At 67.6% G+C, this 17,903-nt stretch carries 13 protein-coding genes; 7 read left to right on the top strand and 6 right to left on the bottom strand.

Annotated elements, in window-relative coordinates; genetic code table 11:
• Positions 1-14 precede the first annotated feature (14 nt).
• From ACWPW1_RS06165 to ACWPW1_RS06150, 4 genes are all read left to right on the top strand, one after another.
• A complete protein-coding gene (locus ACWPW1_RS06165; protein WP_454252575.1) occupies positions 15-1,166 on the top strand; it encodes an L-talarate/galactarate dehydratase in 1,152 nt (383 codons plus the stop codon).
• A 72-nt stretch (positions 1,167-1,238) separates the two neighbouring features.
• Positions 1,239-2,684: a sensor histidine kinase gene (locus ACWPW1_RS06160; RefSeq protein WP_454252574.1), complete on the top strand. Its 1,446-nt coding sequence runs from the start codon at positions 1,239-1,241 to the stop codon at positions 2,682-2,684.
• Complete coding sequence (locus ACWPW1_RS06155) at positions 2,669-4,006, top strand: sigma-54-dependent transcriptional regulator (protein WP_454252573.1); 1,338 nt, start codon at positions 2,669-2,671, stop codon at positions 4,004-4,006. The genes ACWPW1_RS06160 and ACWPW1_RS06155 overlap by 16 nt, the downstream gene beginning before the upstream one ends.
• Before the next feature lie 153 nt (positions 4,007-4,159).
• Positions 4,160-4,864, top strand: a complete 705-nt coding sequence (locus ACWPW1_RS06150) for a hypothetical protein (protein ID WP_454252572.1) — start codon at positions 4,160-4,162, stop codon at positions 4,862-4,864.
• Here ACWPW1_RS06150 and ACWPW1_RS06145 read toward each other — a convergent pair whose 3' ends face one another.
• Positions 4,865-6,085 carry a pyridoxal phosphate-dependent aminotransferase gene (locus tag ACWPW1_RS06145; RefSeq protein WP_454252571.1) on the bottom strand — a complete coding sequence of 407 codons (1,221 nt, stop codon included), beginning with the start codon at positions 6,083-6,085 and terminating at the stop codon, positions 4,865-4,867. It abuts the gene before it with no gap.
• A gap of 160 nt (positions 6,086-6,245) precedes the next feature.
• Between ACWPW1_RS06145 and zapE the strand changes: the two genes are divergently transcribed.
• The 3 genes from zapE (at position 6,246) to ACWPW1_RS06130 (ending at position 8,951) form a co-directional block, all read left to right on the top strand.
• A complete protein-coding gene (gene zapE / locus ACWPW1_RS06140; RefSeq protein WP_454252570.1) occupies positions 6,246-7,346 on the top strand; it encodes a cell division protein ZapE in 1,101 nt (366 codons plus the stop codon).
• A gap of 99 nt (positions 7,347-7,445) precedes the next feature.
• Positions 7,446-8,309: an MBL fold metallo-hydrolase gene (locus tag ACWPW1_RS06135; protein ID WP_313648343.1), complete on the top strand. Its 864-nt coding sequence runs from the start codon at positions 7,446-7,448 to the stop codon at positions 8,307-8,309.
• 192 nt (positions 8,310-8,501) lie between these two features.
• Positions 8,502-8,951: a DMT family transporter gene (locus ACWPW1_RS06130; RefSeq protein WP_454253903.1), complete on the top strand. Its 450-nt coding sequence runs from the start codon at positions 8,502-8,504 to the stop codon at positions 8,949-8,951.
• Between the two features lie 2 nt (positions 8,952-8,953).
• Here ACWPW1_RS06130 and ACWPW1_RS06125 read toward each other — a convergent pair whose 3' ends face one another.
• From ACWPW1_RS06125 to amn, 5 genes are all read right to left on the bottom strand, one after another.
• Positions 8,954-11,443 carry a PepSY domain-containing protein gene (locus ACWPW1_RS06125; protein WP_454253902.1) on the bottom strand — a complete coding sequence of 830 codons (2,490 nt, stop codon included), beginning with the start codon at positions 11,441-11,443 and terminating at the stop codon, positions 8,954-8,956.
• Positions 11,443-12,126 carry a Fe2+-dependent dioxygenase gene (locus tag ACWPW1_RS06120; protein ID WP_323149272.1) on the bottom strand — a complete coding sequence of 228 codons (684 nt, stop codon included), beginning with the start codon at positions 12,124-12,126 and terminating at the stop codon, positions 11,443-11,445. The genes ACWPW1_RS06125 and ACWPW1_RS06120 overlap by 1 nt, the downstream gene beginning before the upstream one ends.
• 64 nt (positions 12,127-12,190) lie before the next feature.
• A complete protein-coding gene (locus tag ACWPW1_RS06115) occupies positions 12,191-14,407 on the bottom strand; it encodes a TonB-dependent receptor (protein ID WP_454252569.1) in 2,217 nt (738 codons plus the stop codon).
• 180 nt (positions 14,408-14,587) lie between these two features.
• Complete coding sequence (locus tag ACWPW1_RS06110; RefSeq protein ID WP_059313920.1) at positions 14,588-15,751, bottom strand: type III PLP-dependent enzyme; 1,164 nt, start codon at positions 15,749-15,751, stop codon at positions 14,588-14,590.
• A gap of 615 nt (positions 15,752-16,366) precedes the next feature.
• A complete protein-coding gene (gene amn, locus ACWPW1_RS06105; protein ID WP_059313919.1) occupies positions 16,367-17,839 on the bottom strand; it encodes an AMP nucleosidase in 1,473 nt (490 codons plus the stop codon).
• Positions 17,840-17,903: the final 64 nt, after the last annotated feature.

Here is a 17,903-nt window from a genome sequence, read left to right as displayed (position 1 = left end):
CAAGAGTCCCTGACATGTCCGATAACTCCTATAGCGCCGACCAGGACCGCATCGCCTGGGTCCGCCTGTCTTCCGTATTCCTGCCGCTGGCCAATCCCATCAGTGACGCCAAGGTGCTCACCGGCCGGCAGAAGCCGATGACCGAGATCGCCATCCTCTTCGTCGAGATCGAGACCCGCGACGGCCAGCGCGGCCTGGGCTTCAGCTACGCCAAGCGCGCCGGCGGCCCCGGGCAGTTCGCCCATGCCCGGGAAATCGCCCCGGTGCTGCTAGACGAGAATCCCAGCGACATCCAGAAGCTCTGGACCAAGCTCTGCTGGGCCGGTGCCTCGGTGGGCCGCAGCGGCCTCGCCACCCAGGCCATCGGTGCCTTCGATGTGGCCCTGTGGGATCTCAAGGCGCGTCGAGCCAACCTGTCCCTGGCGCGGCTGCTTGGCGCCCAGCGTGATTCGGTGCGCTGCTACAACACCTCCGGTGGCTTCCTGCACACGCCGCTGGAGCAGTTGCTGGAAAACACCAACCGCTCCCGCGAGCAGGGCATCGGTGGCATCAAGCTCAAGGTCGGCCAGCCGGACTGGGCGGTGGACCTGGAACGCGTCGCCCGCGTCCGGCAGCACCTGGGCGACAGCTTTCCGTTGATGGTGGACGCCAACCAGCAATGGGACAGACCCACCGCCCAACGGATGTGCCGCCGCTTCGAGGAATTCGACCTGATCTGGATCGAAGAGCCGCTGGACTGCTACGACGCCGAAGGCCACGCCGCCCTGGCCGCCACCTTCGACACGCCCATCGCCACCGGCGAGATGCTGACCAGCGTGGCCGAGCATCAGGAATTCATTCGCCTGCGCGGCGCCGACTTCCTGATGCCCGATGCCCCGCGGGTTGGCGGCATCACCCCCTTTCTCAAGGTGGCTGCCTTGGCCGAACAGGCTGGACTGATGCTGGCGCCGCACTTCGCCATGGAATTGCACGTGCATCTGGCCGCCACCTATCCCACCGAGCCCTGGGTGGAGCATTTCGAATGGCTGGAGCCGTTGTTCAACGAACGCCTGGAAACCCGTGACGGCCGGATGCTGGTACCGACCCGCCCGGGCCTGGGCCTGTCCCTCAGCGAAAGGGTGGCCGGCTGGACAGCGCAGGAAGCGGAATTCGGCCGGCGTGGCTGACACCCGCTCTGGCACTCGAACTCCGCCGGGGTATGGCACTCTATCCAGGCCAAGGCCTGGAAGAGAATGCCCATGTTCGGATCGCTGCGCAGCCGTCTGATCGCGCTGCTGCTGATGCTCGGCGGCATGGCCGTCGGGGTCGGCTGGCTGATGATCCTGCTGCTGCGCCAGTCGGAAAGCGCCCAGCTCGGCCAGGCCACGGTGGAAGCCGAGCAGGCCTGCCAGGTCATCGCCAGCAGCTATCGCTTCTACAGCAACGGCTGGTCCGGCCCTACCGCCGGCCTCGCCGATCCGGCGCTGCGCCAAGGCCTCACCGGCGTGGCCAGCGTCGCCCTGCTGCGCTATCGCGGCATGGGCGGCGGTCTCTGGCAGGAGCAGGCGGGGATGCTGGCCGACGCTAGTCCCTTCAGCTTGACCGATGCCGAGCGCCAGCACCTGGCCAACCTCTCCGCCGCCACCCTGGCCGAAGCGCGCAGCCTGAGCGACAGCTTCAGGGCAGACGGCGCCACGGTGCTGGTGGCGGCCTGTCCGCTGTCCGGCCCCATCCCCGATCTCGCCGCCTGGACCCTGACCCGCCTGACCTTTGCCGAGGGCAGTGGCCAGCGTCAGCTGAAACTGGGCCTCGGCCTTTTGCTACTGGCCATGCTGGCAGCCACCCTGCTGCTCGGCCGGCTCACCTGGCAGTGGTCGCGGCATGTCACCCGGGTCGAACGTGATCTCGGGACGAGCGCCAGCCAGGACCTGCCCACCCTCGCCCTTACCGGCGAACGCGAATTGGACCGGGTGCTCGCCGCGCTCAACCAGGCCGGGCAACGCCTGGCCCAGGCCCGCGCCGAAGCCCAGCGCCTGACCACCCAGGTCCACGCCAGCGAGCGGCTGGCGGCGCTGGGCCGAGTGGCCGCCGGGGTCGCTCACGAGATCCGCAACCCCCTGGCTGCCATGCGCCTCAAGGCCGAGAACGCCCTGGCCGGCGATGCCGAGCGCCAGCGGCGCGCCCTGGACGCCATCCTGCCGCAGATCGCCCGCCTGGACAGCCTGCTGCGCCGCCTGCTCGATCTCACCCAGCCGCCGCAGTTGCAACCGACTGCCGTCGATCTCCCGACCTTCTGCCGCGAGGTACTGGCCAGTCATGAAGACCAGGCGGGCCAGCGTGGCATCCGCCTGGTCGCCCGGGTGGCCGTCGATCAAGGCTGTTTCGACCGCGACGCCCTGGGTCGCGCCCTGGACAACCTGCTGCTCAACGCCCTGCAGGCCGCTCCGGCCAACAGCGAGATCCGCCTGGACGTCAGCCAGCGCGACGACTGGCTGGTGCTGGCGGTGGAAGACGCAGGCCAGGGGCCGCCTGCCGAACTGCGCGGGCAGCTCTTCGAACCCTTCGTCACCGGTCGCCCCGAGGGCACCGGCCTGGGCTTGGCCCTGGTCCGCGAAACCGCCCGCGCCCATGGCGGCGAGGCGCGCCTGGCCGAACCCTCCCCTTCCACCCGTTTCGAGATCCTCTTGCCATGCCAACCCTGCTGATCATCGACGACGACGCTGGTCTGCGCGACGCCCTGGCGGAAACCGCCGCGGATCAGGGCTACCAGGTGCTGCAGGCGGATCAAGGCGAAGCGGGGCTGGCGCTGCTCGAACGGCAGACGGTGGACGCCGTGCTGCTCGACCTGCGCATGCCCGGGCTGGATGGCCTGGAGGTACTGGCGCGCATTCGCGCCCTCCCCGAGCCGCCGGCGGTCACGGTGCTCACCGCCTTTGCCAGCGCCGGCAATACCATCGAGGCCATGCGTCTAGGTGCCTTCGACCACCTTACCAAGCCCATTGGCCGCGAGGAGCTGATCCGGGTGCTGGCCGGCATGACCGCCCAGCGCGGCCCCGCCAGCGCACCGCCAGCCTCGGTCGAAAGCCATACCCTGGTAGGCGGCAGCGATGCCCTGCGCCAGGTGCAAAAGGCCATCGGCCGCCTGGTGGACAGCGAGGCCACGGTACTGGTCACCGGCGAGACCGGCACCGGCAAGGAACTGGTGGCCCGCGCCATCCACGAGCACGGCAAGCGCCGCGGCGCGCCCTTCGTGGCAGTCAACTGCGCGGCCATCCCGCCGGATCTGCTGGAAAGCGAACTTTTCGGCCACGTGCGCGGGGCCTTCAGCGGGGCCACCACCAATCGCCTCGGCGCCTTTCGCGAGGCCCAGGGCGGCACCCTCTTTCTCGATGAGATCGGCGACATGCCACTGCCGATGCAGGCCAAGATCCTCCGCGCCCTGCAGGAACGCGAGGTGACGCCGGTGGGTGGCGCACCGGTACGGCTGGACGTACGGCTGGTAGCGGCCACCCACCGCGACCTGGCCCAGCGCGTCGCCAGTGGCGACTTCCGCGAGGACCTCTTCTATCGCCTGCACGTGGTGCCCATCCACCTGCCGGCCCTGCGCGAGCGGCGGGCCGACATCCTGCCGCTGGCCGAGCACTTCCTCGCCGCCAGCGGTCGCGTGCTGGCGGACGATGCCGCCGCCCTTCTGCTGCGCCACTCCTGGCCCGGCAACGTGCGGGAATTGCGCAACACCATCCAGCGCGCCGCGACCCTGGCCCAGGGAGAGCGCATCGTCGCCGCCGACCTGGCCTTTCTGCAGAGCGAGACGCCGGATGAGTTAGCCATCGACGCCAGCTGGCCGGAGGAGACCCTGGCCGAAGCCACCGCGCGCCTGGAACGCCTGCTGATCGAGCGCGCCCTGCAACGCAGCGGCGGCAATCGCGCCGAGGCGGCGCGGCGCCTGGGCATTCATCGCCAGCTGCTCTACACCAAGCTGAGCCGGCTGGGCCTGGGTGTCGGCGAAGAAGACAGCTCCGCCTAGGCTGTCCGCTTTACCGACAGGGCTGTCCGCAAGCCGGACGCAATGCCTGGCCCGGATAGCCGCTAAAAGTACCAAGCCATTGATTGATAACGAAAATAAAAGTTGGCACAGGCCCTGCAATAGCCTGATCGTCAACCACCGCAGGAGTCATCCATGCCTACCAAGACCCAAACCCTCGTGATCGGGACCTTCGCCCTGCTGTCCGTCAGCGGCCTCGTCCTGGCACAGACCGCACCCGCCGGCAGCACCGCCACCACCACCGCGGCCAGCGCCCAGATTCCCACCCAGCAGGGCCAGCTCAAGCAGTTCCTGCTCAATCCCCGGGGCGATATCGATGGCCTGATCCTCGCCGACGGCACCGAGGTCAACACCCCGCCGCACCTGTCCGAGCAACTGGCCGCCACCTTCAAGCCGGGTGACAGCATCAACGTCGCCGGCCTGCGCGCCGCCAGCCTGCCACTGGTCCAGGCGGTATCCCTGACCAATGTCCAGACCGGCAAGACGGTCACCGACGAAGGTCCCGAGCGCGTGGGCGGCCGTCGTCCGCCGGCGCCCCCGGCACCTGGCGCGGAGCGCGATGGCGACAGCCTCCAGGGCCAGATCGTCCAGCTGCTGCACGGCCCCCGTGGCGACGTGAACGGCGCCCTGCTGCAGGACGGCACCGCCCTGCGCCTGCCGCCCCACGAAGCCCTGCGCCTGCAAGCGCTGCTCAAGCCCGGTCAGAGCATCGCTGCTCGCGGTGAGCTGGTGACCAATGCGCAGGGTCGTGCCTTCCGGGTCAGCGCCCTCGGCGCCGACGCCAACTCGCTGCAGACCCTGGATACCCCGCCGGCTCCCCCCGCTCCGCCGGCTGGCTGATCAGGCCAGCAGCCGCTGGGTCGCCTCTGCGATCCGGCGGCAGGCTTCCTCCAGCACCTCGCGGGAGGTGGCATAGGAAACCCGGAAGTAAGGCGCCAGGCCAAAGGCCGAGCCTGGCACCACCGCCACCCCGCCCTCGTCCATGAGGTAGCGGGTAAAGGCCGTATCGCTGTCGATCACCTCCCCGTTCGGCGTCCGCCGACCCAATACCCCCGCGCAACTGGCGTAGACATAGAAGGCCCCCTCGGGCCGCCGTGCCGACAGCCCCGGCACTGCGTTCAAGGCATCCACTACCAGATCCCGCCGCTCGCGGAACAACTCGCAGCGCTCGTGCACGATGTCCTGCGGCCCATCCAGGGCAGCGATGGCCGCGGCCTGGCTGACCGAACTGGGGCAGGAGGTCACCTGGCTCTGCACACTGGCCATGGCCTGGATCAGCGCCCGCGGCCCCCCGGCATAGCCCAGCCGCCAGCCGGTCATGGCGTAGGCCTTGGAGACGCCGTTGATGGTCAGGGTCCGCTCGCGCAGCCGTGGCTCCAGCGCCGCCGGGGTGACGAAGCAAAAACCGTCGTAGAGGATGTGTTCGTACATGTCGTCGACCATCAGCCAGACCTGCGGATGGCGCAGCAGCACCTCCAGCAGCGGGCGATAGTGTTCCTCGCCATAGGCCGCGCCCGAGGGGTTGGACGGCGAGTTGAGCATCACCCAGCGGGTGCGTGGGGTGATGGCCGCCTCCAGCGCCGCGGCGGTCAGGCGGAAGCCGTCTTCCTCACGGCAGGGCAGCACCACCGGCGTGCCACCGAGGATGGCGACGATGTCGGCATAGGTCACCCAGAAGGGCGCGGGGATGATCACCTCGTCACCCGCGTCCAGGGTCGCCATCATGGCGTTGAAGATCACCTGCTTGGCACCGGCCGAGGCCGTCACCTCGTCCTGGGCGAACACCAGATCGTTCTCCCGCGCGAACTTGCGGCGGATGGCTTCCTTGAGCGCCGGGCTGCCGTCGAGCACCGTGTACTTGGTCTGGCCGGCGCGGATGGCCTGGATCGCCGCTTCCTTGATGTGCTCCGGGGTATCGAAGTCCGGCTCGCCCGCACCCAGTACCAGCAGATCGGCGCCCTGGCGGCGCAAGGCGTTGGCGCGCTCGGTGATCTTGAGGATTTCGGAGACGCCCACGGACGACAGGCATTGGGCGATATGCAGGGTGGAATCGGCGGCCATGACAGGGCTCCAGGCAGAGATGAAAGCGGGTGCCGGCGGCGTCCGGCAGGGTCGTCTCGCACTATCGAACCGCTGCGGCCGGCCTTCAAACGCTATAAAGGACTCATGTCATTCCGCCGGGGCATGGTCTGCTGACTGCACGGGCGCTAGAGTGGCGACCATGTCGAACGCCTTCTCTCCCCTCGCCGCCTACCGCCAGGCCCTGGCCCAGGGGGACCGCCTGCCCGATGCCGCCCAGGAGGCCGCTGCGCTCCAGCTGGAAGCCTGCCACGCGGCGCTGCTGGCCGGCCGTCCGGCACGCGGTCTCTATCTCTGGGGTCCGGTCGGGCGCGGCAAGACCTGGCTGCTGGACCTGTTCCACGCCAGCCTGCCGGTGCCCGCCCGCCGTCAGCATTTCCACCACTTCATGCGTTGGGTGCACCAGCGCCAGTTCCAGCTGGCCGGCACCCGCGATCCCCTGCAGGTGCTGGCCCGGGAACTGGCCGCCGAGGTGCGGGTGCTGTGCTTCGACGAACTCTTCGTCAGCGACATCGGCGATGCCATCTTGGTGGGCGGCCTGCTGCGCGCCCTGCTGGACCAGGGCCTGGTGCTGGTGGTCACCTCCAACCAGCCGCCGGAGCAGCTCTATGCCGGCGGCTTCAATCGCGAGCGCCTGCTGCCCGCCATCGCCGCGCTGCAGGCGCAACTGGATGTGCTGGAGGTGGACGGCGGCCAGGATCACCGCCTGCATGAAGGCCAGGCCGAACCGCGCTATTGGGTGGACGATACCGCCGCGCTGGCCGCGACCTTCGCCCAGCTCACCGCCGGCCAAGCCGCGACCGATGAGCCCCTCGCCCTCGGCGAGCGCCTGTTGCCGGTTATCCAGCGTGCACCCGGGGCGATCTGGCTGGACTTCGCCACCCTCTGCCAGGGCGCCTGGGCGACCACCGACTACATCGATCTCTGCACCCGCTTCCCCGCCCTGCTGCTGGGCGGCGTGCCCTGCCTGTCTGGTGATCCCCGCGCAGGCCGGATCGCCCGCGGCACCGAAGACGGCGCGCAACGCGTCCTGGCCGGCGACCGCGAGCTGCCGCGCCTGGCGCCCCAAGACGACGCCGTGCGCCGCTTCATCGCCCTGGTCGACGAAGCCTACGACCGCCGCCGCCCGCTCTACCTGGACGCCGCCTTACCCCTGGAGCAGCTGTATACCCGCGGCTTTCTGGAATTCCCCTTCCGCCGCACCCTGAGTCGGCTCAGGGAGATGCAGCAGGCACGGTACTAGGCAGACCCGAACGATCACCCCTGCGGCGACGAGGCACGCCACGGGGCAGCAGGGCCCCGTGTTAAGGTGGGACGTCCTTTCTCTTCACGAGGCCCGGTCATGACTCCGCGCATCGAACCCTTCTTCGACGCCACCACGTCCACCTTCACCTATGTGATCTACGAGGCGCCCGGCAGTCGCTGCGCCATTGTCGACTCGGTGCTGGACTACGATCCGCATTCGGGCCGGACCGCTACCCTCTCGGCGGATCGCGTCGCTCGCTTCGTGCGCGACCAGGGGCTGACGGTGGAGTGGCTGCTGGAAACCCACGCCCACGCCGACCATCTTTCCGCCGCGCCCTATCTGCGCCGGCAGCTGGGCGGCCGCATCGCCATCGGCGAAGGCATCCGCCGCGTCCAGGGCGCCTTCAAGGACGTCTTCAACCTGGAGCCGGAGTTTCGCCTCGACGGCTCCCAGTTCGATCACCTGTTCCAGCCCGACGAGGTCTTCCATATCGGTGCCCTGACCGCTCGCGCCCTGCATGTACCCGGCCACACCCCGGCCGACATGGCCTATCAGGTGGAAGAAGAGCACGTCTTCGTCGGCGACACCCTGTTCATGCCCGATGTCGGCTCGGCCCGTTGCGACTTTCCCGGTGGCAGTGCCCGTGACCTCTATCGCTCGATCCGCCGCCTGCTGACCCTGCCGGAAGCCACCCGCCTCTACCTGTGCCACGACTATCCGCCAGCGGGCCGCGAAGCGCGTCACGAGACCACCGTGGGCGAAGAGCGTGCCCTCAATGTCCACGTTCGCGATGGCGTGGATGAAGATACCTTCGTCGCCCTGCGCACCCGCCGCGACGCCACCCTGTCCATGCCGACCCTGATCCTGCCGGCGATCCAGGTGAACATCCGCGCCGGTACCCTACCGCCGGCCGAGGCCAACGGTCGACGCTACCTGAAGATTCCCATCGACGGCTTCTAGCCCTGCGTCGTCCAACGGGATAGCCACAGCCGCTGGGCCCAGGCCTTCCCGGGCCGGCCAGGCAGGTCGCCCTGTTCACCCGTGGTGCCATGGCGAGGGCTCCCAGGGAGCAGCAGCCCAACCGCGAGTCGCCGGTTCGACCGCTTCGCCATCCCCTGCGGCATACTGCGCGGCCCCTTTCTGCCTGGAGTCCTGTCGATGCCCGTCTGGTGGCTACTCGTCCTGCCCTTCATCGCCGGCGCCTGCCTGCCGTTGCAAGCCGGCATCAACGGTCAACTGGCCCGCCAGCTGTCCAGCGTTTTCGCCGCGGCGTCCATTTCCTTCCTGGTCGGCCTGCTCGCCCTGCTGGGCCTGACCCTCTGGCAGCGCGGCGTCCCTACCCTGGGCGCCTTGCGCGAGCTGCACTGGTGGCACTGGTGTGGCGGGCTGCTGGGCATGTTCTTTATCGCCATGGCCGCCTTCGCCGGTCCGCGCATCGGCGCCACCCTGTTCATGGCGCTGGTGATCGCCGGCCAACTGGCCATGTCGCTGAGCCTGGATCACTTCGGCTGGGCCGGCTTTCGCCAGGACCCGGTCACCCTCGACAAGCTGGCCGGCGTGGTGCTGATTGGCGCCGGCGTCTGGTGCATCACCCGCGCCTAGCGTTAATAGAGGTCGCGACGGTAGCGGTTTTCATCCAGCAACCGTTGCACCTCGGCCTCACCGAGCAACGCCTGCAGGGTGGCCTGGACACCGCGCCCCAGGCCCTGCAGGCTGCCGCAGACCATGATCACGGCATCGGCCGCCAGCCAGTCGAACAAGAGGTCGCGCTGCGCCTCCAGCCGCCCCTGCACATAGCCATCGCCCTCACGCGAGAACACCCGGTCCAACCGGGCCAGCCCGCCTTGGGCCTGCCAGGCCTGCAATTCAGTACCGTAGAAATCATCGTGCGCCGCCGTGCGTTCGCCGAACAGCAGCCAGTTGCGTCTGTGCCCGGCGGCGATGCGTGCGGCCAGCAGGGACCGTACCCCGGCAAGACCGGTCCCGGCGGCGATCAGGATCAGCGGGCGCTCGTCCAGCGGTGGCCGGAAGCCGGGATGGATGCGTAGCCGCGCCTGCACCTGGTCACCGGGCCGTAGCGCCGTGGTCAACCAGCCGGAGGCGATACCCAGGCGACCATCCGCCTTGCGCTCCTGGCGCACCAGCAGTCGCAGGGCGCCTTCGCCGGGCAGCGAGGCGATGGAGTACTGGCGTACGGCGAGCGGCACCAGGGCGTCGACCAGCGCCTGGGCGTCCAGGCCCCGCAGCGCAGTCTGGTCTTCCGGCAGCAGACGGGTTTCCAGGGCCGTCGCCAGCTTGAGCGTCACACCGCCGATCTCGACCCTGCTGTCAGCGGCCAGGCCCAGGGGCTGCAGCCAGGCTGCCACGCGCTCGGCGCGCTGGCGTGGCGCGATCTCCAGGAGGTCACCTGGTGCCCAGTGGCTTCCAGGCAGTGGCCGCAGCTGCAGCTCGAAAGCAGGGCCGCCGGGGCTGCCGGCATTGAGCCGCTGCACCGACGCCAGCTGCCAGGACTGCAACGGACGCTCGGGCGATGGTTCGATACGCGCGGCGCCCAAGGCCTGCAACTGACCCTGCCAGACCGCAAGCGCCAGGGGGTCGCCATTGTCCACCTCCACCGGAGCGAACAGTGACCGGGCGCCCTGTCCATCCAGCCAGGCGTCCAGCCGTTGGGCGAAGGCGCAGTAGGCCGGATAGCGCCGGTCGCCCAGGGCCAGCACCCCATAGCTCAGGCTTGGCAGCGTTGCCGCCTGGGTCAGCATCCGCCGCTCGAAGCCGCGCGCGGCATCCGGGGCCTCGCCGTCGCCGTGGGTGGCGACGACGAACAGCGCCCGGGTGGCCTGCTGCAGCCGCTCCACCGAGAGACGCCCGAGCGCGACCACCTCGGCGCTCAGCCCCGCCGCCTGCAGCTGGCCGGCGGCTTGCCAGGCCAGCGCCTCGCCCTGGCCACTCTGGCTGGCATAGCCGATCAGCCAGTCGGCGCTCCCTGCCGCGGCCGGTGTGAGCCCGCTCTGCGCCTGGCGCGCCTGGCGGCGTTTGCGCCGGCGATCCAGATAGAGCCAGAGTCCGGTCACCATGAACAGCGGCATGGCCAGGCTGGCGAGCAGCAGGGCGATCCGTCCCGCCAGGCCGAAGTACTCCCCCGAATGCAGGGCATAGACGCTGAGCAACAGCCGGGCACCCAGCGGCTGCTCGCGGTAACGACGATGATCGAGCACCCGCCCCTGGCCGTCGAAGACGAGGCGATTGAGCGCGCGGATGTGCTCGGCATCGTCGGGCAGGTACCAGAGCGTCGGATGACTGACCTTGCGCGCCGGATTGGGCAGCAGCAGGCCGTAGCCCTCCACGCGTCCGCCGGTCTCTGCGCGGAAGCTCTGCCAGAGCGCGTCCAGATCCACCTCCTGGCGCGCGACCACCCCCGTGGTCTGGGGCTCCGGGGCGGCGCCGAGCAGGCGATCGCTGGCCTCGCGGTACCAGTCATAGGACCAATAGAGACCGGTCAGGGCCGCCAGCAGATAGAGCAGCAGGCACCAGGTGCCCGCCACGGCGTGCAGGTCCCAATGGAAACTGCGCCCACGGCGCGCCCAGTCCAGGGTCAGCCAGGTGCGCCAGCGGCGTACGTGACGCGGCCAGCGCAGGTACAGCCCGGACAGACAGAGCACCAGCAGGATCAGGGTGGCCGCGCCGGTCAGGGCCTTGCCCACCGGCCCCAGGGCCAGGGAGCGGTGCAGGTCCAGGACCAGGCGAAAGAACGCCTGGCCGCGAGGCGAACTCAGCACCTCGCCCGTGTAGCGATCGAACAGCTGCACCTCACCACGGCCTTGACCACTGGCCGGTGCCAGGCCGAGCAGGCCGTAGCCCTCCCCCGCCATGCTGGAGACGAAGCTCAACTCCCGGCCCGGAGGAACGAGGCGCTGCCGCACCTCCGGCAGCGTCAGCGGACGCCGGTCCGCAGTCGCGGCGCTTGGCGGCGGATTGAGCAGCTCCAGCAATTCCAGCTGAAAGCTGTAGAGCGCACCCGTCACCCCTAGCACCACTAGTACCAGGCCAGCCGCTAGCCCAAGCAGGCTGTGCAGCTGGAAGAGGCCCCTGCGAATCAGGGCTGGGCCCATTGTCGCAGGAGGTTGTGATAGACGCCGGTCAGCTGCAGGCAGGCCTCATGGCCCTGCCCCAGCTCGGCGGCGGCCCGCTGGATGCCTTGGTCGAGTTCGAACAGCTGGCTGCGCTGGCCGGCATCGCGCACCAGGCTCTGGATCCAGAAGAAGGAACACAGCCGCATGCCACGGGTGACCGGCAATACCCGATGCAGGCTGCTGGCCGGATAGAGGATCAGATCGCCGGCCGCCAGCTTGACGCTGTGGGCGCCATAGGTGTCCTCCACCACCAGTTCGCCACCGTCGTACGCGTCCGGCTCGCACAGGAACAGGGTGGCCGACAGATCGGTGCGCAGATAGCCGCTGCCATCCGGTAAGGGGCGCAGGGCGTTGTCCACGTGCAGGCCGAAGGACTGGCCGCCCTGGTAGAGATTGAACAGTGGCGGAAAGACTCGTGCCGGTAGCGCGGCGGCAACGAACAGCGGATGCCGCGCCAGCGCCTGCTGGATCAGCTCGCCCACCGCGCGCGCCGCCGGCGCGTCCGCCGGCAATTGCAGGTTGTCCTTGGCCATGGCCGACTGGAAGCCGGCGGTGTGCTTGCCGTCGGCCCAGGCCGCGGCCTCCAGCCGCTGGCGGCAGTCCCTTACCTGGTCGGGCGTCAGCACGCCCGGAACGCTGATCATCATGGCAATCCCCTCTAACGCCGAAAGCCCTGCGCGCGCGCAGGGCCTCGGTGTCTTGCGTTCGACCTTAGAAGCTGTAGGTCGCGGTCAGGATGGCGGAACGGGCATCGCCATATTCGATGGCCGAGGACCGCGTGGTGGCGCCGAGCTGCGAGCGCACCCGCTCCACATAGTCCTTGTCGAAGACGTTGTTGACGTTGAGCTGCAGGTCGACGTTGCGGTTGACGCGGTAGCCGACCATGGCGTTGTGCAGCCAGTAGGCGTCGAGCTTGGCGCCGTCGTTGCTGGAGGTGACGTTGCGCTCGCTGACATAGCGCGCACCATAGCCCACCCGCCAGCCAGCCGGCAGCTCGTAGGTGGTCCAGAGATTGAGCGAGCGCGGCGGGGTGTTGGCCAGCGCCTGCCCCTCGCGATTGCGTCCATCCAGGGTATCGGCGGCCTTGAGCGTCTCGCTGTCGAGGAAAGTGAAATTGGCGTAGACGTTCCACTGCGGGGTGAGACGCCCGGTAGCACCCAGCTCGATGCCCTGCACGCGCTGCTCGCCGGCCAGCGCGGTGCTGCCGTCCACCAGGGTTTCCCGAGCGTTGCTCTTCTCGACGCGGAACAGGGCGCCGTCCAGCTCCAGGCGCTTGTCGAGGAATTCCCACTTGGTGCCCAGTTCCCAGGTCTTGTTCTTTTCCGGCCCCAGATCCTGGTTAGCCGCGCTCAGCCCGCCGCCGGTAGAGGTCAGGCTTTCCGCCGAGGGGTTGAAGGAGGTGCCATAGGCGACATAGACCCGACCGTTCGGTGCCGGCTTGAACACCAGGCCCGCGCGCCCGCTCAGCTTGGCATCATCGGAACTCAGATGAGTCTTGGCGCCGCGCACACCGTTGGCGATCGGGGTGGTGTCGCTGTCGCCGTCGAACCAGTCGTAACGCAGACCCAGGTTCAGATCCCAGTACTGACTCAGGGCGATGGTGTCGAAGGCATAGAGCGCCTTGTCGGTCAGGACATTGTTGGCAATGGCCGAGGTCTGCTTGTTGGTCGCCCCGTCATAGCGCTCCGGCGGTGCAGCCAGGGAGTAGCCGGCGGCCGGGAAGGTCAGGCCATAGCTGTAGGTATCGCGGTCGTAGTCCTCGCGGGAGAATTCGGCGCCCAGCACGAAGGAATGGCCCAGGCCGAAGGTGTCGAAATCGCCGCTCAGGTTGGTCTGGTTGATCCACATCTCCGAAGTCACGTCGCGGCCATAGCCCTGGGGACCAGCCGGGCGATAGCGACCCGCCGCCACGCCGCCCAGGTTGACGTGGGATGCCGAGATCACCGTGTCGCGCTCGATGCGGCTGTAGCGGGTCAGGTTCTGCAGGCTCAGGTTGTCGTTGAAGCGGTGCTCCAGCTCCACGGTGAAGACATTGTTGTTGATGTCTTCCTTGTCGATGTTCCTGAAGCCGAAGTAGGCGTCGCGATCCACCCCGCCCAGACGCTTACCATTGAGCGCCGGCACCCCGTAGTCGGGCTGGTTGTTGTCGGTCTGGTGGAAGTAGCTCAGGGTCAGGCGGGTGTCGTCCGACAGGCCCAGGGCCAGCGACGGCGCGATGCCCCAGCGCTCGCGGTCGATCTGGTCGCGGCCGGGCACGTCGTTCTCGTGGGCCATCAGGTTCAGGCGGAAGGCACTGTCGTTACCTACGCCTTGCAGCGGCTGGTTGGTGTCCAGGGTCAGGCGGCGATAGCTGTCGGTGCCCAGGCCTGCGCCGATGCGGGTGAACTGGCGCTCCTGGGGCTTCTTGCTGATCAGGTTGATGGAGCCACCCGTGGTGCCGGCGCCGCCGAACACCGAGTTGGGGCCCTTGATGACCTCGACCGATTCCAGGTTGAAGGTGTCGGTACGGTTGGTCTGAGTGCTGTCGCGCAGGCCATCGATCTGGATATTCGAGTTGGCGCTGAAGCCACGGATGTTGATGCTGTCGCCGGAGCCGCCACCGCCCTCACCGGCGTTGAAGGTGATACCGGAGACGTTGGACAGCACCGATCTCAGACTCAGCGCCTGCTGATCCTGGATCACCTGCGCCGGCACCACGGTGACGGTCTGCGGGGTATCCAGCAAGGGAGCGGTGTACTTGCGCGAGGCGGATTGCTCGGCCTTGAAGCCTTCCTGCTGCGCCTGACCTTCGATAGTCAGACTTTCCAACCGGGTCACCGGCTCTCTGGCCTCTTCGGCCTGGGCTCCCAGAGACAGCGAGGCAACAGCGACACTGAACGTAGAAACCAGCAAACGACGCTGGGACAGCGAGGACATTTCCTTGGACATGATGGCGAGCCGCCTCCTTTCTTGAATGCGGCGCGATTCTATTTGCAAACGATTATCAAATCCATAGCGAATGTAAACTATTCTTAACAACTTACAAAAAGCCTGACGAATCTCTTATCGACAGGCATGAAAAAGCCCGCGTCCTTTGCGGGACGCGGGCTCGATCAACGCAGGAAGGCGTTAGAGGTAGAAGGCCTTCAGTGGCGGGAAACCGTTGAATTCCACCGCGCTATAGCTGGTGGTGTAGGCACCGGTGGACAACCAGTACAGGCGGTCGCCACTGGCCAGGTTCAACGGCAGGCCGTACTTGTAGTGCTCGTACATGATGTCGGCGCTGTCGCAGGTCGGGCCGGCGATCACCACCTCTTCCATCTCGCCCTTCTTCTCGGTCCAGATCGGGAACTTGATGGACTCGTCCATGGTTTCGATCAGGCCGGAGAACTTGCCGACGTCGGTATAGACCCAGCGCTCGACGGCGGTACGCGACTTGCGCGCCACCAGCACTACTTCGCTGACCAGGATACCTGCATTGGAAATCAGCGAACGGCCCGGCTCCAGGATGATTTCCGGCAGCTCGTCGCCGAAATCTTCCTTGAGGAAGCGGATGATTTCCTCGGCATAGGTCTCCAGGCTGTTGGTGCGATGGATGTAGTTGGCCGGGAAGCCACCCCCCATGTTGATCATCTTCAGGGTGATGCCGTCCTCTTCCTTGAGGCGCTCGAAGATCACCTTGACCTTGGCGATGGCGGCGTCCCAGACGTCGATGTCGCGCTGCTGGCTGCCGACATGGAAGGAGATGCCATAGGGCTCCAGGCCCAGCTGGCGGGCCAAGATCAGCAGGTCCAGGGCCATGTCGGGCTGGCAGCCGAACTTGCGCGACAGCGGCCAGTCGGCCGAGTTGGAGCCTTCGGTGAGGATCCGCACATAGATGCGCGAGCCCGGAGCAGCCTTGGCGATGTTGCGCAGGTCGGCCTCGGAGTCAGTGGCGAACATCCGCACGCCCTTCTCGTAGAAGTAGCGAATGTCCTTGGATTTCTTGATGGTGTTGCCGTAGCTGATGCGCTCCGGACCGACACCGGTGGACAGCACCTTGTCCAGCTCGTAGATGGAGGCGATGTCGAAGTTGGAGCCCTTGTCACGCAACAGCTCGGTGATCTCGATGGCCGGGTTGGCCTTGACCGCGTAGTAGATCTTGGCGAACGGGAAGTTGCCAACGAGATCGTCATAGGCCCGCGCGATGGTGGCGGTGTCGATGACGACGAAGGGGGTTTCATGCTGGTCGGCGAAGGCCTTCATCTTCTGGAAGGTTTCGCGAGAATAGTAATCTTCGACCTTGATGGACATGCGTCGGGCTCCCGATGGGCAGAACAAATTGAAGGAGGGGGTGTTCTGAACGCCTAATCCGTTTCCCCACTTTGGTTCGCCTACTTCCCAAGGCACATCGCCGAAAGCAAAAAGGTCAACGCGTACTGGCGTTGACCTCGCTGTCTCGTCGTCGGTACTTGAGCCGGATGGATCGTTTCCAGCATGGACGTTCGGGCGCGAACTTTAGGGCCAGACGTCCCAGAGATCAATGTTAAATCCGTGATCTTTACCGAACGGTGACGTGTGCGAACTCACCCCCACTCCTGCAACCGACCGGACCGGACAGCGAGATGTTCCGGAGGGGCGATGACAGGGGGTTTCCGAGTGGGGAATCAAGATGCCCGATAACGCCATCGTCGGGCCTTGACGATGGCTCTGTACTATCGCGGCCATGGCCGCGATCAGTCCCTAATCACCGTAGCGTGGAAAACGGCGCAGCCTTTTCCAGGGAGGCATTCGCTGCAAGGGCGCCTCACCCCAGCCCTCTCCCAGCGGGAGAGGGAGCCATCCGAGCGACTGTGAAACCAATCGATCTAGGCTCATCGCCGTCCGTAGGTTGGGTTGAGCGCAGCGAAGCCCAGCACGCCCCACGCCTTACCGGAACGGCGGCTCGTCGAAGCTGCGCAGCTTGCGCGAGTGCAGGGAGTCGAGCTGGGTGCGCAGCTGGTCCAAGGCGGCGATGCCGATGGCCAGGTGTTGGCTGACGGCGCGGGCATAAAAGGCGTTGGCCGAGCCCGGCAGCTTGATCTCGCTGTGCAGGGGCTTGTCGGACACGCATAGCAGGGTGCCGTAGGGCACCCGCAGGCGATAGCCTTGGGCGGCGATGGTGCCGCTTTCCATGTCCACCGCCACGGCGCGCGCCAGGTTGATCAGCGGGCGCTCCTGCGCCCAGCGCAGCTCCCAGTTGCGGTCGTCGTAGGTCAATACCGTACCGGTACGCAGGCGGCGCTTGAGCGCCTCGCCGCGTTCGCCGGTGACGCTGGCGGCGGCCTCCTGCAGCGCTACCTGCACCTCGGCCAGGGCCGGGATGGGAATGTGCGGCGGCACCACACGGTCGAGGATGCCGTCGCGCCTCATGTAGGCGTGGGCCAGCACGTAGTCGCCGATGGTCTGCGACTGCCGCAGGCCGCCGCAGTGGCCGATCATCAGCCAGCAGTGTGGGCGCAGCACCGCCAGGTGGTCGGTGATGTTCTTGGCATTGGATGGGCCGACGCCGATGTTGACCAGGGTGACGCCATGGCCGTCGCTCGCGATCAGGTGGTAGGCCGGCATCTGGAAGCGGTGCCAGGCGATGGCGGCGATGACCGCCTGGGCCTCGCTGGGATCCATGTCGCGCTCGATGACGACATTGCCGGGCAGGACCAGGCGCTCGAAGCGCGGATCGTTACGCAGTTGCTCCAGGCCGTGCTGGATGAACTGGTCGACGTAGCGATGGTAGTTGGTGAGCAGGATCCAGGGCTGCACGTGACGCCAGTCGCTGCCGGTGTAGTGGACGATGCGGCGCAGCGAGAAATCGGTGCGGGCGGCGTCGAACAGCGCCAGCGGCAGCGGATCGATGCGCTCCCAGTCATAGTGGCCGTCGGCGATGTCATCGTGGGCCGCGGAGAGATCGGTGCTGGGGAAGACCCGTGCCAGCTCGGCGGCGGTCACGCCACTGCCGGCCAGTTCGTCGCCCTGCTCCACCACATAGGGATAGGGGATGTCCTGGCGACTGCGACCGATCTCGACCTGGAGGTCGTAGTCGCGCATCAGGGGTTCGAGCTGCTCCAGCAGATAGCCGCGGAAGGCCGCCGGATGGGTCACGGTGGCCACATAGGTGCCGGGCAGCTGGATCTTGGCGTAGGCGCGGGTGGTGGCCGGCGGCACGCCGGGCGCGCGGTAGCGGATGCGGATCTCGGGATAGCGGAACAGCTCGCGCTCGGCGGCGCTGGGCTCGACGCGATCCTTGAGATAGCGCTTGAGCGCGGCATCCAGGGCCTGGGTAGCCTCCAGGTGTAGCGCCGCGAGACGGTCGACCGCCTCGCTGGCCGTGGCAACAGAGGTGAAATCCTCGGGTACGGAGGTCATGCGGGTTTCCTTGTTGGGACACTGGCTATAGCTGACACCCTAACACCCCTGGGTGACAACGGCT

The sequence above is a fragment of the Pseudomonas sp. Marseille-Q7302 genome (assembly GCF_965111925.1).
The sequence above is the reverse complement of the archived record's forward strand: the minus strand, read 5'-3'. Positions and strand labels throughout refer to the sequence as shown.